The organism is Cellulomonas sp. KH9, from assembly GCF_900114185.1.
GTDB lineage: Bacteria > Actinomycetota > Actinomycetes > Actinomycetales > Cellulomonadaceae > Cellulomonas.
In genome coordinates this window covers 24,522-44,703 of record NZ_FOSE01000007.1, presented here as the reverse complement: position 1 = coordinate 44,703, position 20,182 = coordinate 24,522, and the positions used below count along the sequence as shown (strand labels likewise).

Sequence of the window (20,182 nt, the reverse complement as noted above, 5' to 3'; positions counted from 1 at the left end):
CGGCGCCCGCAGCGCCACCACGGCACCTCGGCACCTCGGCACCTCGGCACCTCGGCACCACGGCACCACGGCACCACGGCACCACGGCACCACGGCACCTCGGCACCTCGGCAGCCTGGCACCTCGGTATCCCGTCACCGTAGGCAGGACGGAGCGGAGCACCGACCGGCGCTCCCGCGACCTCAGGCGACGGTGGCGGCGTCCCGCCCCTGCCGGAGCATCGCCTCGATGACGACCGAGGTGCCGCCGCCCTCCCGGCTGCGCCACTCGATCGAGCCGCCCAGCTCGTTGCGGACGAGCGTCGAGACGATCTGCGTCCCCAGGCCGCTGCCCGCACCCTTGCCCTCGGGCAGGCCGGCGCCGTCGTCGACCACCTCGACGCGCAGCGCGTTGTCCCGGCGGTCGACGACGATCTCCACCGTCCCCTGCTCCCGCCCCGCGAGCCCGTGCTCGACGGCGTTCGTGACGAGCTCGGTGAGGATGAGCGCCAGCGCGGTCGCGTCCTCCGCGGGGACGGCGCCGAACGAGCCGCGCACGGTGGTGCGCACGTGGGCCCCCGCGGTCGCGACGTCGGCGGCGAGCCGCAGGCTGCGCCCGACCAGGTCGTCGAACGGGACGCTCTCGTCGAGCGTCTGCGACAGCGTCTCGTGGACCAGGGCGATGGTGGCGACCCGGCGCATCGCCTCCCCGAGCGCGTCCCGGGCCTCGGGCGAGCTCATCCGGCGCGACTGCAGCCTGAGCAGTGCAGCGACCGTCTGCAGGTTGTTCTTGACCCGGTGGTGGATCTCCCGGATCGTCGCGTCCTTGGTGATCAGCTCCCGCTCCCGGCGACGCAGCTCGGAGACGTCCCGGCAGAGCAGCACCGCCCCGGTGCGCTCGCCGCGCTCCGTCAGGGGCACGGCCCGCAGCGACAGCGCCACCCCGCGCGCCTCGACGTCGACGCGCCACGGCGCGCGGCCCATCAGCACGAGCGGCATGGACTCGTCCACCGTCGCGTTCTGCTCGATGAGGTCCGACGTGACCTCGATGAGCGAGCGCCCGACGAGGTCGCCGAGCGCCCCGAGCCGGTGGAAGCACGACAGCGCGTTCGGGCTCGCGTAGAGGACCTCGCCCTCCCCGTTGAGCCGCACCAGCCCGTCACCGACCCGCGGGGCACCGCGGCGCGGACCCGTGGGGGCGTCGGGCGCGGGGAACTCGCCGCGCGCGATCATCGCGACGAGGTCGTCCGCGGCCTCGACGTAGTTGAGCTCCAGGCGCGACGGTGTGCGTGCGCCGCCGAGGTTGGTCTGACGCGCCAGCACCGCGATCGGTCGACCGCCGCGCACGACCGGCACCGCCTCCTCACGCACGGCGTAGGAGCCGAACCACCGCGGCTCGCGCGAGCGCTGGGGCGTCTGCTCCTCCAGCGCCCGCCGGAGCTGGGCGACCTGCCCCTCCGGGGGCCGCGACCCCACGACGTCGTCGTAGTGCACGGTGGCGCCGGTCGACGGCCTGCACTGCGCGACCGCCACGAACTCGCCGTCGACGGTGGGCAGCCAGAGCACGAGGTCGGCGAACGCCAGGTCGGACACGACCTGCCAGTCGCCGACCAGCAGGTGCAGCCACTCGAGGTCGGCAGGTTCGAGCGCACCGTGGCGCGCGACGAGGTCGCTCAGCGTGGACACCCGCCCAGGGTACGCAGCGGCGGCTACGCTCGACGACGGCGGGCCCGGCGCACCCGGCCCGCCACGGGTGCGGGCGACCGCCCGCGCCCCAGCCCGACCACCGAGGGGGTCCACGGTGCAGCTGCACGTGACGATCGAGTTGCCCACCGACGTGGTCGGGGCGGCAGAGCTCCTCGCGGACCCCGCGTACGTGCACGCCAAGGTGCGCGCCGCCGGTGCCGTGGAGCAGCAGGTGGACGTCACCGGCAGCGCCGCCGCCGCCTTCACCGTCACGTCGCGCCGCGCGCTGCCGACCGCGCAGATCCCACCCCACCTGCGTCCGTTCGTCGGCGACCGGATCGACGTCCGGCAGGTCGAGGCGTGGGAGGCCCCCGGACCCGACGGCTCGCGCTCCGGCACGGTGGTCGTCGAGATCGCCGGCGCACCGGTGCGCGTGACCGGCCGCACGTCGCTCGCGCCCGTCGGACCCACCGCCGCCCGTGTCACCTACGACGGCGAGGTGCGCGCCGCTGTGCCGCTGTTCGCCGCCGCCGTCGAGGAGGCGGCCGCCGCGGCGGTGCGCGGTGCGCTCGGCACGGAGGAGGCCGTGGCCGCGCGGTGGCTCGCGGGCACGCACGACGACGCCCCTCAGGGCGGCACGGCGCCCCGCTGAGGCGTCGCCCGATCGGCGGCTACGAGGAGGTCTCCACGCCGTAACGATTGGGTAACGTGGACGGCGTGGGAAACGGCCCTGACCTGCGGCGACGGCCGCGTGGAACCGCTACCACCCGCCCGGCCGCCATCCCGATCCTTGACACCCGACCATCTCCGGGTCGATTGTGTCCGCAGTGCGTGGGAACGCTCCCGCGAGCAAGAGCTGGGAGCGCGTCCACGTCTGGGCCCACGAGCCCAACGCGCGGTGCCCGTCCGGTCGGCGACGTCCGGGCAGACCGCACGGACCAGATGTACGGCGAGGCAGCCGTCCGACTGACAAGGGAGTCATTGTGCGCAAGACCACACGCAAGGCGTGGGCGCTCGCAGCGGGTATGACGAGCATTGCGCTCGTCGCCACGGCCTGCTCGTCGAGCAACGACGCAGCCGACGACGAGGGCACCGCGGACGGCGGCGACATCACCCTCACGGTCGCCACGTTCAACGAGTTCGGCTACACCGACGAGATGTTCGACCGCTACGAGGCGGAGAACCCGGGCGTCACCATCGAGCAGAAGGTCGCCGCCACCTCGAACGAGGCCCGCGAGAACCTCAACACGCGTCTGGCCGCCGGCTCCGGCACCGCCGACATCGAGGCCATCGAGGTCGACTGGCTGCCCGAGCTCATGCAGTACCCGGACTACTTCGAGGACCTGGCCTCCCCCGACGTCGAGGGCCGCTGGCTCCCGTGGAAGGTCGCGCAGGCGACCACGCCCGACGGCAAGCTCATCGGCTACGGCACGGACATCGGCCCGGAGGGCATCGCCTACCGCGCCGACCTCTTCGAGGCCGCCGGCCTGCCGAGCGACCGCGAGTCGGTGGCCGCGCTCTTCGGTGGCGCCGACGCCACGTGGGACGGCTTCTTCGAGGTCGGCAAGCAGTACACCGCCGCGACGGGCAAGCCCTTCTTCGACTCGGCCTCCGCCATCTACCAGGGCATGGTCAACCAGGAGGAGGCGGCCTACGAGGACCCCGACACCGGTGACATCACCGCGCTGGACAACCCGCGCATCAAGGAGATGTACGACCAGGTCACGGCCGCTGCGGTCAACGACAAGCTGTCCGCCCACTTCACGCAGTGGAGCGACGACTGGACCAACTCGTTCCAGACGGACGGCTTCGCCGCCATGCTGGCGCCGGGCTGGATGCTCGGTGTCATCTCGGGCAACGCGGCCGGCGTCACCGGCTGGGACATCGCCGACGTCTTCCCCGGCGGCTCCGGCAACTGGGGCGGCTCGTTCCTGACCGTCCCGTCGCAGGGTGCCAACGTCGACGCCGCCAAGGACCTCGCCGCGTGGCTGACGGCTCCGGAGCAGCAGATCGAGGCGTTCCAGAACAAGGGCACCTTCCCGAGCCAGGTCGAGGCGCTCGACTCGGACGAGATCAAGTCCGCGACCAACGAGTTCTTCAACAACGCCCCGGTCGGCGAGATCCTCGCCAACCGTGCCAAGGACGTCGTCGTGCCGTTCAAGGGTCCGCAGTACTTCACGATCCAGGACGCGATCTCGAACGCGATCGTCGAGGTGGACGTCAACGGCGCCGACCCGGCAGCGCAGTGGGACACCTTCGTCCAGGTCGTCCAGGGTCTCGGCTGACCTGACCTGACCGCACGAGGCCGGGTCGGTGGCGACCGCCACCGGCCCGGCCTCGCCCGCGTCGCCCCTGAGCCTCCGGAGGACCCCCATGGCCACCTCGACCACGCAGCCGCGCGCTGGGCGCCGGCTGCCCGACTCCCCCCGGCCCCCGCGTCGCGTCGGCTTCAGCCAGACGCTCGGCCGCTGGGACGTCAAGGTCTCGCCGTACCTGTACATCTCGCCGTTCTTCCTGCTGTTCGCCCTCACCGGACTGTTCCCGCTCGCGTACACCGCCTACGTGTCGGTCTACGACTGGCACCTGCTGGGCGGCCAGGGAGAGTTCGTCGGCTTCGAGAACTTCGCCTTCGTCTTCCAGGAGCCGAACTTCTGGAAGGGCCTGCGCAACACCTTCAGCATCTTCCTGCTGTCGACGATCCCCCAGCTGATGGTGGCCGTCGTCGTGGCGGCCCTGCTCGACGCGAACCTGCGCGCGCGGACCTTCTGGCGCATGGGCGTGCTCGTGCCCTACGTCGTGGCCCCCGTCGCCGTCGCGCTCATCTTCGGCAAGCTCTTCGCCGACCAGTCCGGGCTCGTGAACACCGTGCTCGGCTTCGCCGGCGTCGAGCCGATCAAGTGGCACGGCTCGGTGCTGCCGTCGCACGCCGCGATCGCCAGCATGGTCAACTTCCGCTGGACCGGCTACAACACGCTCATCCTGCTCGCGGCCATGCAGGCCGTGCCGCGTGACCTCTACGAGGCGGCCGTCATCGACGGCGCGAGCCGGCTGCGCCAGTTCTTCTCGATCACGATCCCGCAGATCCGGCCCACCATCATCTTCGTGGTCATCACGTCCACGATCGGTGGCCTGCAGATCTTCGACGAGCCGCGCATGTTCGACCAGACCGGCCAGGGCGGCCCCGGCCGCCAGTGGATGACCGTGACGATGTACATCTACGAGCTCGGGTTCGGCAACCAGAAGAGCTTCGGTCGAGCCGCCGCGGTGGCGTGGGTGCTGTTCCTCATCATCCTGGCCGTGGGCATGCTCAACTTCTGGCTGACCCGACGGATCGCCTCGGAATCGACACCGAAGCAGGCACGGAAGAAGGTCAAGCGATGAGCGCGCCCTCGGTTCCCTACATCCGGCAGACGGCCGGCGCGAGCGCCGCGCGGTTCGCCAAGCGCACGCGCGGGTACGGCTCGGAACGACGGCCGGGCTGGGTCACGTACCTGCTGCTCACCGTGGCGATCATCGGCTCGATCCTGCCGCTGTACTACGCCTTCCTCCTGGCGAGCTCGGACGCGTCGACGATCGCGCAGAACCCCATCCCGTCGCTCATCCCCCAGGGCAACTTCCTGGAGAACGCGGGCAAGGTCCTCGCCGCCGACATCAACTTCTGGAAGGCGCTGACGAACTCGCTCATCGTGGCGATCACGACGTCGGTGTCGGTGGTGCTGTTCTCCACCCTGGCGGGTTTCGCATTCGCGAAGCTGCGGTTCCGCGGGCGCAACGGCCTGCTGCTGTTCGTCATCGCCACGACGGCCGTGCCGACGCAGCTCGGCATCGTCCCGCTGTTCATCGTGATGTCGGAGCTGGGGTGGATCGGCAAGCTCGTCGCCGTCATCGTGCCCGGCCTCGTCACCGCGTTCGGCGTCTTCTGGATGACGCAGTACCTCGAGTCGGCGCTGCCGTACGAGCTCATCGAGGCCGCCCGTGTGGACGGTGCGTCGATGATCCGGACGTTCTGGAGCATCGCCCTGCCGGCGGCGCGTCCGGCGGCCGTGATGCTCGGCCTGTTCGCGTTCGTCGGTTCCTGGACGAACTTCTTCTGGCCGTTCATCGTCCTGGGCTCGACCAACCCGACGCTGCCCGTGGCGCTGCAGCTGCTGCAGGCGTCCTACTTCAAGGACATGTCCCTGATCATGGCCGGTGTCGTGCTGTCCACGATCCCGCTGCTCGTGCTGTTCGTGGTCGCCGGCCGCCAGCTCGTGGCAGGCATCATGGCGGGTGCCGTCAAGGGCTGACCGCTCGACGTCCCCGGTCGGGCCGCCATGCGGCCGGCCCGACCGGGGGCGTGACCCGGCCGCCAGGTAATCTCGGGACGAGCGCTCCCGGAGGACGGCCACGTGAACGATGACGCTGCCGCAGTGCAGCCACAGAGGGGATGACCAATGGTGGTCGACAACTTCTCGACCCAGAGCGACCAGCTGCGCCCCGCGGCGCCGACGCTCGAGCAGGTGGCCGAACGTGCCGGGGTCTCGCGCTCGACCGCGTCCCGCGCCATCAACGGCGGGCTCCGGGTCTCGCCCGAGGCGCTGTCCGCCGTGGAGGCCGCCGTCGCCGACCTGGGCTACACCCCCAACCGGGCCGCCCGTTCCCTCGTCACCCGCCGCACCGACTCCATCGCCCTGGTCGTCCCGGAGCCGGACGAGCGTGTGCTGTCCGACCCCTTCTTCGCCGGCACGCTGAACGGCCTGAGCACGTCGCTGGCCGACTCCGACATCCAGGTGGTCCTGGTGATCGCGCGGCCCGGTGAGAGCGAGCGCACGATCCGTTACCTGCGCAACGGCCACGTCGACGGCGCCATCGTCGTCTCCCACCACCGCGACGACGCGCTGGACCGGGCACTGCTGGCCTCGCACGTGCCCAACGTCTTCGTCGGCCGCCCGCTGTCGGCGCCGGACGAGGACGTGCAGTACGTCGACACGGACAACACCGAGGGTGGGCGGCTGGCGACCCAGCACCTGATCGACCGGGGCTGCCGCCGCATCGCGACGATCGCCGGCCCGCAGGACATGTCCGCGGGCATCGACCGGCTCGCCGGGTGGCGGCAGGCGATGTCGGAGGCCGGCCTCGACCAGGCCGCCGTGGTGCACGGCGACTTCACGATCACCTCGGGCGCCCACGCCGCGCGCGACCTGCTGACGCGGTTCCCCGACGTGGACGGCATCTTCATCGCCTCCGACCTCATGGCCACCGGCGCGCTCGGCGTCCTCGCGGAGCTGGGTCGCGACGTCCCGGGCGACGTCGCGGTCGTCGGGTACGACAACCTCGGTGTCGCCGCGTCGACCACACCACCGCTGACGAGCGTCATCCAGCCGGTCGTGGCGATGGCCCGAGCGGCCGGGGCCCGTCTGCTCGACCAGCTCCACGGCGCACCGACCGGGGAGCCCCTGATCTTCGCCCCCGAGCTGGTGGTCCGCGCGTCGGCCTGACACGTCCGCACCGGCAACACCGGCGATGACCGGAGTGCCGACGGTTCTTGACACGCCTCTCGAGCCCCGCCAGGGTGGTTGCGACGCCGTACAACGACGTACGGCGTCCCCGCCACGACCCCGGTCGAGGCCGAGAGGAGCACCATGCGCCGGAGCACGACCCTCACGACGGACGACACCCGCCCGGCCAGCCGCCGCGAACGCGCACGCGAGTCCCGCCGCCGCGCGCGCCGACGCGCGGCCGCCGCCGTGGTCCTCGCGGTGATCGCGACGGCGACACCCGCCGCCGCCGGCGCGAGGGAGGCCGTCGCCGGCGCCGTGAGCCCGCCCGCGCCCGACGCGTCGGGGGCGACCGCCGGTGCGGCGGGGAGCGCGGAGGCGCCGCCGCTCCCCCGCACGGGCGACGCCCGCCCGCAGGAGACGATCGAGGACGAGGAGGCATGGTGCTCGTACCTGTCGTCCTACTACCTGGCGTTCCCGTCGCCGTGGTCCGCGCGCGTCATCAACTGCCGGCACAGCGCCCTGTTCGTCGCCCCCGTGTACTCCGACGGCTCGCGCGGGATGTGCGTGCTCGTACCCGCCCGGCACAGCCGGCACCTGGGCGGCAACATCGCACGGTGGGTCACCGACATCCGCCTCTGCTGACGGGTGCCGCACCGTGCCACGTGCGAGGGTGTGGGGCATGGCCGACACCCTCCCCGCCCCGACCACGGACCGTGCGACCCTCCCCGCCGACCCCGCGTCGGCACCGCTGGCCACCGCGCAGCACCAGCTCGACCGCGCCGTCGAGATCCTCGGCTACGACGCCGGCCTGCACGAGGTCCTCTCGACGCCGCGTCGCGAGCTGCGGGTGGCCGTCCCCCTGCGGCGTGACGACGGCGACGTCCGCGTGTTCACCGGGTACCGCGTGCAGCACAACATCTCGCGGGGCCCCGCCAAGGGTGGGCTGCGGTACGCACCGGGCGTGGACATCGACGAGGTGCGCGCCCTCGCCATGTGGATGACGTGGAAGTGCGCGGTGGTCGACGTGCCGTACGGCGGCGCCAAGGGCGGTGTCACGATCGACCCGGAGGCGCACTCGGCCGCCGAGCTGGAGCGCGTCACCCGTCGGTACACCAGCGAGATCAGCCCGATGATCGGCCCGGAGCGGGACATCATGGCGCCCGACATCGGCACCGACGAGCGCACGATGGCCTGGGTCATGGACACCTACTCGGTGAACCAGGGGTTCACGATCCCCGCGGTCACCACGGGCAAGCCCCTCGCCGTCGGCGGCTCCCTGGGCCGCCCCACGGCCACCTCCCAGGGCGTGGTGCACACCGCCCGCGCCGCGCTGCGCGACGACGGTGTGGAGCTCTCGGAGGTGCGGGCCGCGGTCCAGGGCTTCGGCAAGGTCGGATCGCACGCCGCACGCCTGCTGCACGAGGCGGGGACGCGCGTCGTCGCGGTCAGCGACCAGCACGGGGGCGTGCGGCGCGACGACGGCCTGGACGTGCCCGCCCTGCTCGAGCACGCGGCACGCACCGGCGGCGTCACCGGGTTCGGCGACGCGGACGCGGTGTCGAACACCGAGCTGCTGGCGCTCGACGTCGACCTGCTCGTCCCCGCGGCGGTCGAGGGTGTCATCGACGCCACGGCGGCCGAGCGGGTCAAGGCCCGCTGGGTCGTGGAAGGTGCGAACGGCCCCACGACGACGGAGGGCGACCGGGTGCTGGCCGAGCGCGGCGTGGTGGTGGTGCCGGACATCCTGGCGAACGCCGGCGGCGTCGTGGTCAGCTACTTCGAGTGGGTGCAGGCGAACCAGGCGTACTGGTGGACCGAGGGCGAGATCGCCGAGCGCCTGGAGCACCGCATGCTCGCGAGCCACCAGGCGGTGGCCGCGCTGGCCCGCGCCGAGTCGGTGACGCTGCGCGAGGCCGCGATGACCATCGGGGTGCGGCGGGTCGCCGAGGCGCACCTGATCCGCGGCCTGTACCCCTGACCGGTCGTGCCGGCGCCGGCGGGTGCGGCGGGGTGCGCGGGGCGGTCGCGGCCCTCACCCCGCCCCGCGGCGCGGTCCCGGCCGGTGCTCAGCCCCGCGGCGTGGTCCGGACCAGCTCGGCCGTGCGCCCCTCCGCGGTCCGCAGCGTGACGACGTCGTCCGCGCGCTCGAGCTCGCCGCCGTCGCGCAGGAGGCCGAGCACAGCGCGCTCGGTCCTCGCCGCCTCGGGCGGTCCGGCCATGAGGGTGGCGACCACCGGACCGAACGTCAGCGCGTTGCCCGCGAGCCACCAGGTGCCGCGCACCCGGTTGACGCCCGCGTAGCCGAACACCACACCGTCACCGTCGAAGGTGAGCCACGGCGGGCCCTGGAGGCCGTCCGCGAGCGCGTCACCGTCCGCGCGCACGACCTGCCACGTGCCGTGCAGCCACCGGTCGGGCGGGGACGAGCCCGCGGCGTCGGCGGTGCCCTGTCGGTCGTGCCCGTCGTCGCGCATGCCTGATCATCGCACCCTGCCCGATCGACGCACCCTGCCCGATCGACGCACCCTGCCCGATCGACGCACCCTGCCCGATCGACGCACCCCTGCCGGCACACCCGATCCCGCGGGCCCGCGTGCGGGTCAGGCCCGGGGCAGCCGCTCCGCCCACTCCGCCAGCGCGACGCGGGGCCCGGTGTAGAAGGGGACCTCCTCGCGCACGTGGAGCCGCGCCTGCGTCGCGCGCAGGTCCCGCATGAGGTCGACGATCCGGTCGAGCCGGGGCGCCTCGAACGCCAGCAGCCACTCGTAGTCGCCGAGCGCGAACGAGGAGACGGTGTTGGCGCGCACGTCGGCGTAGTCGCGGGCGGCGGCCCCGTGCTCGTGCAGCATGCGGCGCCGCTCCTCGTCGGGCAGGACGTACCACTCGTACGACCGGACGAACGGGTACACGCACAGGTAGTCCCCGGCGGGCTCCCCCGCCAGGAAGGCCGGCACGTGCGCCCGGTTGAACTCGGCCGGACGGTGCAGGCCCACGACCGACCAGACGGGCGTCAGGTGCTCGCCCAGCGCGCTCGCGCGCAGCCGGTGGTACGCCCCCTGCACCTGCTCGACGGTCTCGGCGTGCCACCAGACCATGAGGTCGGCGTCGGCCCGCAGGCCCGCCACGTCGTACCAGCCGCGCACGACCAGGCCCTCGTCCGCGGTGACGGCACGCTCGGCGTCGGCCACGACGTCGGCCCGTGCGGCGGCGTCGGCGGGCAGCGGGCCGTCGGCGGCGAACACCGACCACATCGTGTAGCGGATGGTCGCGTTGAGGACGTCGGGGTCAGAGGGCGTGGTCACGAGAGCTCCGTCGGATCAGGGTGAGCGGGCAGGCGGGGCGAGCGGACAGGCGGGGCGAGGGGGTCGCGGTCAGGACCAGGGGTCGGTCGAGCACGCCGCCGGGCGGCCCGAGTCGACGCCGGCACGCATGCGGCAGCACCCGGGTGCGCACACCGAGCGGAACGGCGGCAGGTCACCGGTGGTCGCCTGCTCCGGGCGCGGGAGCCCGGCGTCGTCGGCGCGGGCGATCGCGGCGCGCTCGAGCAGCAGGTCGGCCAGGCCGCGCACGAAGGGCTCGCGGACACCGACCGAGTCGGCACGCACGGCGCTCATGCCGAGCTCGCGGGCCGTCTCGAGCGCCTCGGTGTCGAGGTCGAAGGCGACCTCCATGTGGTCGGAGACGAACCCGATCGGCGACAGCACGACCGCCGTCGTCCCCGCGGCCGACAACGCCGCGAGGTGGTCGTTGACGTCCGGCTCGAGCCACGGCTGGCTGGGCGGGCCGGAGCGCGAGCAGTACGCCAGGTCCCACTCGACCGGGCGGCCGAGCCGCCGCGTCGCCTCTGCCGCCACCGTGCGCGCGACGTCGAGGTGCTGCTCCCGGTAGGACGCCCCGGCGACGACGGAGGCCTCCTCCATGGTGTCGGGGATCGAGTGCGTGACGAACACCAGGCGCGGCCACGCGGTCGCCGGGTCGACGCCCTCGTACGCCTCGACGACCGCGTCGACGTTGGCCTGGACGAAGCCCGGGTGGTTGAAGTACGACCGCACCTTGTCGACCACGAGGGGGTGCTCCCCGTCGGGCGCGCCGACGCGCGTGGCGACGTCGTCGAGCGAGGTCCAGAGGTTCTCGCGGTACTGCCGGCAGCCGGAGTAGGACGAGTAGGCGGACGTCACGAGGGCCACCGCGCGGCGGGCACCGCCGGCCAGGGCCTCGGCGAGCGCGTCGCTGGTGTACGGCTCCCAGTTGCGGTTGCCCCACACCACCGGCACGTCGATGCCCCGGCGCGCCAGCTCCGCCTGGAGGGCCGCGCGCAGCGCCAGGTTCTGGTCGTTGATGGGGCTGCGCCCGCCGAAGTGGTGGTAGTGCTCCGCGACCTCGGCGAGACGCTCGTCGGGGATGTTCTTGCCGGCGGTCACGTTGCGCAGGAACGGCAGCACGTCGTCGGGACCGTTGGGACCGCCGAAGGAGAAGAGGAGAACCGCGTCGTAGGGCGCCAGACCGGCCGTCCCGGCCGTCGGCGCAGCGGGCAGGTCGCTGGTGGGGGGCGTCACGGGAGGCACCGTCCGATCATCGCACCGTGGGCCCGCCGCGCCCTGCGGGCGGTGGCCGCCCGGTGCGTGATGTTGTCGGGACACGCTGTCACCTCGTCGCGGGCCGCCGGGCGGTCCGGACCGCGGCGGACGCACCCGCCACCCGGTCGGGTGGCTCCGCGTGCGGCGCCCCGGCGTGCGCTCTACCGTCGTCCTGGCGCCATGTCGGTGCCGTCCTCCCAGAAGACCGGAGCCCGAGCGATGAGCGAGCTGTGACCCGTGCCGGACGGCACGCGGCCCCCGAGCTGGCGCGCCGGTACGTCCTCGGTGCCCGCCTGGGAGAGGGCGGGTCCGCCCAGGTGTTCCGCGCGATCGACACCCGGCTCGACCGCCCCGTGGCCGTCAAGCTCTTCCGGCTCACGGACGCCAAGCCCGCGCAGGTCCGCCGGTACGCCGAGGAGGCCCGCGTCCTCGCGGAGCTGTCCCACCCCTCGCTCGTCGCCCTGCTGGACGTCGGTGCGGACGTCGTGCCCGGGACGGGGCCCGTCGCGTTCCTCGTGATGGAGCTGGTGGAGGGCAGGACGCTGCGCGAGGTCGTGGCCGACGGACCGCTGGACCCCGCCACCACCGCCGACATCGGCCACCAGCTGGCCCGGGGCCTGGCGCACGCGCACCGTGCCGGGGTGGTGCACCGGGACGTCAAGCCGTCGAACGTCCTGGTCGCGTCGTCGACGCCCGCCTCGGGACGCCGCGACGCCCCGGTCCTGCCGGTCGTGCTGGCGGACTTCGGCATCGCGGCCTCGGACCCCACCCAGCGACCGGACGACCGCGCGACAGCCAGCTACCAGAGCCCGGAGCAGGCGCTCGGCGGCCCCATCGGACCGGCCTCCGACATGTACTCGCTGGGCCTGGTGCTCCTCGAGTGCCTCACCGGACGCCGGGCGTACCCGGGCGACCCGCTGACCGCGTCGCTGGCCCGGCTGCTGCACGGGCCCCGGATCACGGACGACGTGGACCGGGACTTCGCGGCGCTGCTGCGCGCGATGACGCGGCAGGACCCCGCGCAGCGTCCGACGATGGCGGCCGTGGCCGCCGAGCTGCGCGGGCTGCGGCGCCAGCGCGAGCGGGCCCTGCGCGTCTCCTGAGAGGCCGCGGGTCGGGATGGCGGAGGACCGGTCACCCGGACCGGCCGCCCGCACGTCCCGGTCGTGCGTCAGGCGCTGCACGCCCCGGCGTGCCGCCGCGGCGCCGCAGGCTCCGCCGCGAGCGCGTCCGCGATCGTGTCGGCCCATGCCGCGACCGCTGCCATGTCACGGTGGTCGCCCTCGCGGGCCCGTCCGCCCGCGATGATCGCGCGCTCCGTGAACGTCAGCACCGAGCGGTCGAGCCGCCCGCGGAAGCTGCGGTGCGCGCGCGCACCGATCCGCTCGCCCAGCGCCGCGATCTCGAGCGGGGAGTTCGCGGAGTTGGCCGGCTGCGTGGCCAGACCCGACGAGAACGTCCAGACGGGCCGCTGTCGGAGCTCCTCGGCGCAGCGCGCGGCCAGGTCCCGGGCGGCGGGCAACCAGTGTGCGGTGTAGACCGCGGACCCCAGGACCACAGCGTCGTGGTCCGCGACGGTCGCGACGTCCTCGGGGGCGCACTGGTCGACCTCGTGACCGCGGTCGCGCAGCCGCTGCGCGACGACCTCACCGATCTCCCACGTGCCCTGGTGGCGGGACGCCACTGCCAGCAGGATCCGCATGGTCCCTCCCTCGCCGCACCGGCGGACCTCGCGCCCTCCGGTGCTCCATCGTCGCTGGCAGCAGCGCCGTCCACCTGGGCCGGAGGTCCCCACGCGGGCGTCAGGCCGTGGGTGATCCGCCGGTCGTGACGCCCCCCGGGTCGGGCAGGTCGTCCTGCGCGAGCCGCAACCGGGTGCACAGCCGCTCGAGGGTTGCCAGCTCCTCGGTGTCGAGGGCACCGCCGACGAGCGCGTCGATGGACCGGGCGTGGCGGCGCCCGATCTCGCGCTGGAGCGCCGACCCCGGGTCCGTGAGGTGCACGGCGGTTCCCCGCCGGTCCCCCGCGACCGGCTCCCGGCGCACCAGCCCCTCCGACTCGAGGCGGTCGACCAGGCGGGAGAGACTGGGCTGCGTCAGGAGGCTCGAGCGGGCCAGCTCACGCAGGCGCAGCGAGCGGCCCGGTGCGCGCGACAGCGTGTAGAGCACGTCGTACTCCTGCATGCTCCGCCCGCCCCAGACGTCGTCCCGGGCGAACCGTCGCACGAGCGCGACCTGGGCACGGAACAGCGCCTCCCACGCGTCGACGGAGGCCCGCACGTGGCTCGCGGCGACGCCGTCACCGGTCGCGCGCTCGACGTCGTCGTCGGACATCGACGCGTCACCTCCCGTCCCGGCCCACCGCCCGCCACGGCGGCGGCGGGGCGGTCACGATCATGTCACCACGAGCGGTGCACGCGCCGGTGGGGTCGCCGCACGGGCTCCCGGGGCCGTCTACCCTGGGGCGATGAGCGAGACGGCGACGACGTACCTCCTGGTGGACGGCGAGAACATCGACGCCACGCTCGGGTCCTCGATCCTGGGAGGGCGGCCCACGCCGGAGCAGCGGCCCCGCTGGGAGCGCGTCCTGAGCTTCGCGCAGCAGACGTGGGACCAGCCCGTCAAGGCGCTGTTCTTCCTCAACGCCTCCAACGGCAACCTGCCGATGTCGTTCGTGCAGGCGCTCACCGCGATCGGCTTCGTCCCGATCCCGCTGTCCGGCGAGTCGTACGAGAAGGTCGTCGACATCGGCATCAAGCGCACGCTGGACGCCATCGCCGACCGTGACGGCGACGTCATGCTCGCGAGCCACGACGGCGACTTCGCCCCGGAGCTCGCGCAGCTGGTCGACGGCGAGCGCCGGGTCGGCCTGCTGGCGTTCCGTGAGTTCACGAGCCAGTCCCTGGCGAGCCTGACCGCGCGCGGGCTGGAGACGTTCGACCTCGAGACGGACGTCGCGGCGTTCAACGTGCAGCTGCCGCGCCTGCGGATCATCCCGCTCGAGGAGTTCGACCCGCTGCGCTACCTCTGACGGTCCGACGGCCACGCCGGTCCCCCGGCGCGGCCGTCGTGCTGCGGGCCGCCGTCGTGCTCGGGTCGTCCGGCCTGCTCGGGTCGTCCGGCCTGCTCAGCCCTCGCCGAAGCCCTGCGTGAGGGCGTCGTCGATCGTCGTGCGCACGTGCTCGGCGTGGTAGCCGTCGGGTGCCAGGAACTCGATGCCGTGCGCGGTGCCGGACACCTCGGTGACGATCGAGGTCTTGTCGTTGCGCACGACGAGGGCACTGTCGGCCGCGGGCACCTGGGGGTCGTCGGTCGACGAGAAGACCTGCAGCGGACCGGTGAAGGCGTTCGCCTCGGCACGCGCATCGACCTCGCCGTACTGCGCGGGCGGGCTGAGCGCCACGACGGCGACGGCCCCGAGATCGTCGGCCAGGCCGGCGGCGAGCGTGCCGCCCGCCGACGCGCCGACGAACGCGACGTCCTGCGCACCGGTGGCGTGCAGCACGTCGAGCGCCGAGCGGAGGCCGACCTCCCCGGAGGTGCCCCAGTCGTAGGTCGCGACCAGGTAGCCGGCGCCGGCGAGCCGGGAGAGCTCCTCGGCCCACTGGCACACGTCGCCGTCGACCTGCGGGGCGAACAGGACCCCGCGGTCGCCGCCGCCCGCCCACGCGACCCCGGTGGCGGACTCCTCCGGGCCGACCCGGGAGTAGGCGATCCCCTCCGAGAGGCACTCGGGAGGTTCGGCGGCGGCCATGACCACGGGGGCGCTCTCGAGCATCGTCGGTGTCTGGGCTGCGGCGGGCTCCCCCACCTCGGCGACCGGCGGCTCGGTGCCCGTCGAGCACGCGGCGAGCGTCACGACCGCCAGGGCGGTCAGGACGGCGAGGCGCGGGCCGGCGGGGTGCGGACGGGTGGACGGGGTGACGGGTCGCAGACGCACACAGCGATTCCTAGGCGGATCACGCGACCAGGACAAGACGGGCGGGCCGGCCTAAACGTTTCGATATCGATCCGCGGCGCTGCGCGCTAGCGTGGGCGCATGTCGACGCTGTTCACGCGCATCATCGACGGCGAGATCCCCGGGCGCTTCGTCTGGGCGGACGACCGGGCGGTGGTGATACTCACCATCGCACCGATCACCGAGGGCCACGCGCTCGTGGTCCCGCGGGCGGAGGTCGAACAGCTCACCGACGCACCCGACGACCTGCTGGCGCACCTCGGCGTGGTCGCCAAGACCGTCGGCCTGGCCCAACGGGCGGCCTGGGGAGCACCGCGCGCCGCGCTGCTCGTCGCAGGGTTCGAGGTCCCGCACCTGCACCTGCACGTGCTGCCCGCCTGGGACGAGAGCAGCCTGTCGTTCGCCAACGCCCGCAGCGACGTGCCGCCCGCCGAGCTCGACGCGGCCGCCGAGCGCCTGCGCGACGCGCTGCGCGCCGCCGGGCACGGCGCCCACGTCCCCGCCGACCTGACGTCCCCGGCGCTCTGAGCGTGGCGCCGCCGCGCACGGGTCCGCACCGGGCGCCCGCCGGGCGGTCGCACTGACCGCCACGGGGCGCGGACCCGCGCTGCGCGACCGGGTGCGGCAGCGGGACCTGCGCGCGGTGACCCTCGCGCCGACGGTCCGCACGTTCCTGGCGACCGAGGCCGGCAGCGCCGTGGTCCTGCTCGCGGCGACCGCCGCGGCACTCGTGTGGGCCAACTCCCCCGCCCGGGACGCCTACACGGCCCTGTGGCACACCCCGGCCGGCCTGTACGTCGGCGACCTCGGCATCGAGCTCGACCTGCAGCACTGGGTCAACGACCTCGCGATGGCCCTGTTCTTCGCCGTCGTCGGGCTCGAGATCAACCGCGAGGCCACCCGCGGCGAGCTGCGCGACCCCCGCGCCGTCGCGGTGCCGGCGCTCGGCGCCCTCGGGGGCCTGCTCGTGCCCGTGGCCGTCTTCCTCGTCCTCAACGCCGGCACCGAGGCCGCGCGCGGGTGGGGCGTGGTGATGTCCACCGACACCGCGTTCCTCGTGGGCGTCCTGGCGCTGTTCGGCCCGCGCTGCCCCGACAGGCTGCGGCTGTTCCTGCTGACGCTCGCCATCGTCGACGACATCGGGGCGATCCTGGCGATGGCGGTCTTCTACACCGACCACGTCGACCTGCGGGCGCTCACGGTCGCCGCCGCGCTGGTCGCCGCACTGGCGGTGCTGCGCGTGCGCGGCGTGTGGCGCCTGGCGCCCTACGTCGTCGTCGGCCTGGCCCTGTGGGTCGCGGTGCTGGCGTCCGGCGTGCACGCCACCATCGCCGGTGTCCTGGTCGGCCTGCTGGTGCCCACCGGCCTGCCGCACGAGCGCCGGCGCGCGGAGGTCGCCACCCGCGCCCGCCGGTTCCTCTCCGAGGGCGGCGTCGACCACGAGCACGCGGCCGAGGTCGCCGGGCGCGCCGCCGTGCCGACCGGCGACCGGCTGCAGCGGGCGCTGCACCCGTGGAGCGCCTACGTCGTCGTGCCGCTCTTCGGGCTCGCCAACGCCGGCGTCCGTCTGGACCCGGCCACGCTGGCCGACGCGTTCGGCTCGCGCCTGACCGTCGGCGTGGCCGTCGCGCTCGTCGTCGGCAACGCCGTGGGCATCACCGGTGCCGCCACCCTCGCCCTGCGCCTCGGGCTGGGAGACCTGCCCGGCCGCGTGCGCTGGGGTCACCTGCTCGGCGGCGCGGTCCTCGCCGGCATCGGGTTCACCATCTCGTTGTTCATCGCCCAGCTCGCGTTCGACGACCCCGTGCTGCTGGAGCGGGCCAAGATCGGGGTGCTCACGGGGTCCCTGGTCGCCGCGGTCGCCGGGTCCGTCCTGCTGCGCTGGCTGGGCGAGCGGCTCCCGCTGTGCACGCCGCCGCGGCTTCCCCCGACGCTGCCGGACCTGCCGTGGCGGTCCGCCGGCTGAGGCCCGTGCGGGCAAGGGTGCCGACCCCGGTCACGCCACCGGGTCGTCGGGACCCCAGGTCGACAGCCGCAGCGTCCGCGCGTCCGTCGCCGCGATCTGCCCGGCGTGCTCCCGCAGCGACGCCGGGGTGTCCGCACCGGCGCGCACGAAGCGCCCGGACAGCCCGTCGAGCTCACCCGCCGCGAAGGCCAGCACCAGGTCGGCGACGTCCTGCGGCGACGTCCACTCGGTCCGCCCGGTGTGCACCGGCATGGCGGCGGTCATGTCCGTCGCGACGACGCCCGGCGCCAGGTCGAGCACCCGCAGGCCCGCGTCGGCGTACTGCCGGTGCAGCTGCGTGGTGAACCGCGCCAGCGCGCCCTTGCTGATCGCGTAGCCGGTGTACGTGGGCAGGGCGCGGTGCCCGGAGCCGGAGTTGACGTTGAGCACCCGCCCGGCACCGCGGGCCAGCATCCCCGGCAGCACGGCGTGCGTCACCAGCAGCGGCCCACGCACGTTGGTCTCCACCACGCGCCAGACGTCCTCCACGTCGTCCGCCGCGAACGGCAGCTCCGCACGCTCGATCACGCCGGCGTTGTTGACGAGCAGGCCGATGCCACCCGCGGCCGCCAGGGCGGCCTCGACGTGCCCCACGGCGTCGGCCACCGCCGTCGCGTCGACCAGGTCGGCCGGCGCGACGGTCACCGACGCGCCCAGCGCCCGTGCCTCGTCCGCGACCTCCTCGAGCCGCTCGCGGGTCCGGGCCACCAGGCCCAGCGCGTAGCCCGCGCGCGCCAGCGCCAGGGCGAGCTCGCGGCCGATGCCGCGGCCCGCGCCGGTGACGAGGGCGGTCCGCGGGACCGGTGCGGTCAGGGCAGGGGACGTCGTCGCGCTCACGTGCCCATCGTGGCGCACGGCGCGCCCCGCCGCCCTCGTCGGCGGGGCGACGGTGCTCACACGGCGTCGACGACCTGGCGCAGGGCCTCGAGCTCCACGCGGCCGCGGTACCGCACGCCGTCGACGAGCAGGGTGGGCGTCCCCGGGACGTCGAGCTCGATGCCCCCTTCGTAGTCCGCCTGCACGGCACGGGCGAACCGGTCCGCCGGTGGCCCGACGACCTGGTCGGGCTCGAGGCCGACCTCCTGCGCGTACCGGGCGAGGTCCTCGTCCGTCAGCGCGTCCTGGTGGGCGAACAGCAGCCGCTGCATCTCCCAGAAGCGCCCGTGGGCGCCGGCCGCCTCCGCCGCGAGCGCGGCGGCCAGCGCGTGCGGGTGCACCTGGAACAGCGGGAAGTGGCGCCACACGAGCCGCACGCGCCCGCCGGACTCCTCGACGAGCCGACGCAGCACGGGCTCGGCGTCCCGGCAGTACGGGCACTCGAGGTCGCCGTACTCGACCACCGTGACGGGTGCGTCCGGGTCCCCCAGCACGTGACGGTCCGGGTCGGTGCTGACCTCGACGGGCTCGGCAGACGTCATGCGGACAGCGTGCCGTGCAGCACCCTCCGGCGCACGTCGTCAGCGCCCCCGGGGGCGCAGGGGCGGGCTGGCGGTCCCCGCACCGGCCGCGATGCCCGTGACGAGCTGGTGCAGCGCCTCGGCCGCGGTGGTGCGGGGCCGCCACGCGAGCTCACGCTCGGCGCGGCTCGTGTCCAGCAGCGGGGCGGCCATGCCCATGTCGAGCCACCCCGGGCCCACCGGGACGGCACGCGCGTGCCACCCGGCGGCCAGCACGGTGCGCGCCGCGCGGACGGGCACCTCCCGCAACCGGGCCCGAGCGACCAGTGCGGCCACGTCCGGCCCGCGCAGGACGCCGGGCGCCGCCAGGTTGAAGGCCCCGCGCACCTGCCGCACCACCGCCTCGCGGAACGCGTCGGCGAGGTCGTCGGCCTGCACGGCCTGCAGGCGCAGCCCGCGGGGCCACGGCAGCAGGGGGACGCGCCCGTCGAGCAGCCGCTCGGGCACGAACGGACCGAGGAAGTACCGGGTGATCTCGCGGCCCGCGTCGTGCTGGAAGACCAGGGCGGGGCGCAGGCGCGCGACCCGGAGCGGTGTGTGGGACTCGGTCCGGTCCAGCAGGGACTCGACGGCGGCCTTGTCCACGCTGTAGGACGACGACCGCACGCCGTCGGTCGGCCAGGACTCGTCGCGCAGCGTGTCGTCGGGCGAGGGCGAGTAGGCGCCGACGGAGGAGGCGACGACCAGGTGCGGGACGCCGGCCTGCACGGCCCCCTGCACCACGCGGCGCGCGCCGACCACGTTCGTCGAGCGCAGGCGGGCGCGGTCGTGGCTGGGCTGGATCGCCCATGCCAGGTGCACGACGGCGTCGGCGCCCGCGAACGCGCGGGCGAGGTCCGTGACCACCTGCTCCTCGGCCTCCGGCGCCCCGATGTCGCACGCGACCCAGGTGGCGGTGTCGTACGGCGCGGGAGGCCGGGCCTGCGGCGTGCGGCGTGCGACGCCGACCACCGAGGTCACCGTGGTGTCCGCGGCGAGCCGGCGCAGGACGGCCGTCCCCACGTTGCCGGAGGCACCGACCACCACGACCCTCACGGGCGTC

Annotated in this window: 21 protein-coding genes; 11 read left to right on the top strand and 10 right to left on the bottom strand. The window is 74.4% G+C overall.

Annotated features, from left to right (window positions below):
• Nucleotides 1-182: 182 nt before the first annotated feature.
• Nucleotides 183-1,664: a sensor histidine kinase gene (locus BMZ16_RS18465; protein WP_089803283.1), complete on the bottom strand. Its 1,482-nt coding sequence runs from the start codon at nucleotides 1,662-1,664 to the stop codon at nucleotides 183-185.
• Nucleotides 1,665-1,791: 127 nt separating this feature from the next.
• Between BMZ16_RS18465 and BMZ16_RS18460 the strand changes: the two genes are divergently transcribed.
• From BMZ16_RS18460 to BMZ16_RS18430, 7 genes are all read left to right on the top strand, one after another.
• A complete protein-coding gene (locus BMZ16_RS18460; RefSeq protein ID WP_255366812.1) occupies nucleotides 1,792-2,316 on the top strand; it encodes a DUF2505 domain-containing protein in 525 nt (174 codons plus the stop codon).
• Nucleotides 2,317-2,647: 331 nt separating this feature from the next.
• Nucleotides 2,648-3,949 carry an ABC transporter substrate-binding protein gene (locus BMZ16_RS18455; RefSeq protein ID WP_255366811.1) on the top strand — a complete coding sequence of 434 codons (1,302 nt, stop codon included), beginning with the start codon at nucleotides 2,648-2,650 and terminating at the stop codon, nucleotides 3,947-3,949.
• Between the two features lie 88 nt (nucleotides 3,950-4,037).
• The gene (locus BMZ16_RS18450) at nucleotides 4,038-5,045 is read left to right on the top strand and encodes a carbohydrate ABC transporter permease (RefSeq protein ID WP_089803279.1); all 1,008 of its coding nucleotides are present in this window, start codon (nucleotides 4,038-4,040) and stop codon (nucleotides 5,043-5,045) included.
• A complete protein-coding gene (locus BMZ16_RS18445) occupies nucleotides 5,042-5,950 on the top strand; it encodes a carbohydrate ABC transporter permease (RefSeq protein WP_089803277.1) in 909 nt (302 codons plus the stop codon). The genes BMZ16_RS18450 and BMZ16_RS18445 overlap by 4 nt, the downstream gene beginning before the upstream one ends.
• A gap of 147 nt (nucleotides 5,951-6,097) precedes the next feature.
• A complete protein-coding gene (locus BMZ16_RS18440) occupies nucleotides 6,098-7,141 on the top strand; it encodes a LacI family DNA-binding transcriptional regulator (RefSeq protein WP_089803275.1) in 1,044 nt (347 codons plus the stop codon).
• Between the two features lie 144 nt (nucleotides 7,142-7,285).
• The gene (locus tag BMZ16_RS18435) at nucleotides 7,286-7,786 is read left to right on the top strand and encodes a hypothetical protein (RefSeq protein WP_089803273.1); all 501 of its coding nucleotides are present in this window, start codon (nucleotides 7,286-7,288) and stop codon (nucleotides 7,784-7,786) included.
• A 37-nt stretch (nucleotides 7,787-7,823) separates the two neighbouring features.
• Nucleotides 7,824-9,122: a Glu/Leu/Phe/Val family dehydrogenase gene (locus tag BMZ16_RS18430; protein ID WP_089803345.1), complete on the top strand. Its 1,299-nt coding sequence runs from the start codon at nucleotides 7,824-7,826 to the stop codon at nucleotides 9,120-9,122.
• Nucleotides 9,123-9,210: 88 nt separating this feature from the next.
• Here BMZ16_RS18430 and BMZ16_RS18425 read toward each other — a convergent pair whose 3' ends face one another.
• From BMZ16_RS18425 to BMZ16_RS18415, 3 genes are all read right to left on the bottom strand, one after another.
• On the bottom strand, nucleotides 9,211-9,618 hold the full coding sequence (locus tag BMZ16_RS18425) for an META domain-containing protein (protein ID WP_089803271.1): 408 nt from the start codon (nucleotides 9,616-9,618) through the stop codon (nucleotides 9,211-9,213).
• Between the two features lie 126 nt (nucleotides 9,619-9,744).
• Entirely contained in the window at nucleotides 9,745-10,446 is a 702-nt protein-coding gene (gene hemQ, locus BMZ16_RS18420) for a hydrogen peroxide-dependent heme synthase (protein ID WP_369822672.1), read from the bottom strand.
• A 69-nt stretch (nucleotides 10,447-10,515) separates the two neighbouring features.
• Entirely contained in the window at nucleotides 10,516-11,700 is a 1,185-nt protein-coding gene (locus BMZ16_RS18415; protein ID WP_255366810.1) for a ferrochelatase, read from the bottom strand.
• A 251-nt stretch (nucleotides 11,701-11,951) separates the two neighbouring features.
• On the opposite strand from BMZ16_RS18415, the gene BMZ16_RS18410 reads away from it, so the two are divergent.
• Nucleotides 11,952-12,824, top strand: coding sequence for a serine/threonine-protein kinase (locus BMZ16_RS18410; protein ID WP_089803267.1), 873 nt, complete (start codon nucleotides 11,952-11,954; stop codon nucleotides 12,822-12,824).
• Between the two features lie 68 nt (nucleotides 12,825-12,892).
• On the opposite strand, the gene BMZ16_RS18405 is transcribed toward BMZ16_RS18410, so the two are convergent.
• A complete protein-coding gene (locus BMZ16_RS18405; RefSeq protein WP_089803266.1) occupies nucleotides 12,893-13,423 on the bottom strand; it encodes a flavodoxin domain-containing protein in 531 nt (176 codons plus the stop codon).
• Between the two features lie 100 nt (nucleotides 13,424-13,523).
• Nucleotides 13,524-14,054 carry a MarR family winged helix-turn-helix transcriptional regulator gene (locus BMZ16_RS18400; RefSeq protein WP_089803264.1) on the bottom strand — a complete coding sequence of 177 codons (531 nt, stop codon included), beginning with the start codon at nucleotides 14,052-14,054 and terminating at the stop codon, nucleotides 13,524-13,526.
• A gap of 133 nt (nucleotides 14,055-14,187) precedes the next feature.
• Between BMZ16_RS18400 and BMZ16_RS18395 the strand changes: the two genes are divergently transcribed.
• The gene (locus BMZ16_RS18395) at nucleotides 14,188-14,751 is read left to right on the top strand and encodes an NYN domain-containing protein (protein WP_089803262.1); all 564 of its coding nucleotides are present in this window, start codon (nucleotides 14,188-14,190) and stop codon (nucleotides 14,749-14,751) included.
• 96 nt (nucleotides 14,752-14,847) lie between these two features.
• On the opposite strand, the gene BMZ16_RS18390 is transcribed toward BMZ16_RS18395, so the two are convergent.
• A complete protein-coding gene (locus BMZ16_RS18390) occupies nucleotides 14,848-15,660 on the bottom strand; it encodes an alpha/beta hydrolase (protein ID WP_089803260.1) in 813 nt (270 codons plus the stop codon).
• 99 nt (nucleotides 15,661-15,759) lie between these two features.
• On the opposite strand from BMZ16_RS18390, the gene BMZ16_RS18385 reads away from it, so the two are divergent.
• Nucleotides 15,760-16,206 (top strand): HIT family protein, encoded by a 447-nt coding sequence (locus BMZ16_RS18385; protein WP_089803258.1) that lies wholly within the window; start codon nucleotides 15,760-15,762, stop codon nucleotides 16,204-16,206.
• A gap of 115 nt (nucleotides 16,207-16,321) precedes the next feature.
• Nucleotides 16,322-17,644 carry a Na+/H+ antiporter NhaA gene (gene nhaA, locus BMZ16_RS18380; protein WP_255366809.1) on the top strand — a complete coding sequence of 441 codons (1,323 nt, stop codon included), beginning with the start codon at nucleotides 16,322-16,324 and terminating at the stop codon, nucleotides 17,642-17,644.
• Between the two features lie 30 nt (nucleotides 17,645-17,674).
• Here the strand turns inward: nhaA and BMZ16_RS18375 are convergent, their stop codons facing one another.
• Genes BMZ16_RS18375 through BMZ16_RS18365 form a run of 3 tightly spaced genes read right to left on the bottom strand, consistent with a single transcriptional unit; the run spans nucleotide 17,675 to nucleotide 20,175 of the window.
• Complete coding sequence (locus tag BMZ16_RS18375) at nucleotides 17,675-18,520, bottom strand: SDR family NAD(P)-dependent oxidoreductase (RefSeq protein WP_089803340.1); 846 nt, start codon at nucleotides 18,518-18,520, stop codon at nucleotides 17,675-17,677.
• Nucleotides 18,521-18,576: 56 nt separating this feature from the next.
• Nucleotides 18,577-19,101: a DsbA family protein gene (locus BMZ16_RS18370; RefSeq protein ID WP_089803254.1), complete on the bottom strand. Its 525-nt coding sequence runs from the start codon at nucleotides 19,099-19,101 to the stop codon at nucleotides 18,577-18,579.
• A 39-nt stretch (nucleotides 19,102-19,140) separates the two neighbouring features.
• Nucleotides 19,141-20,175: an NAD-dependent epimerase/dehydratase family protein gene (locus tag BMZ16_RS18365; RefSeq protein WP_089803251.1), complete on the bottom strand. Its 1,035-nt coding sequence runs from the start codon at nucleotides 20,173-20,175 to the stop codon at nucleotides 19,141-19,143.
• Nucleotides 20,176-20,182: the final 7 nt, after the last annotated feature.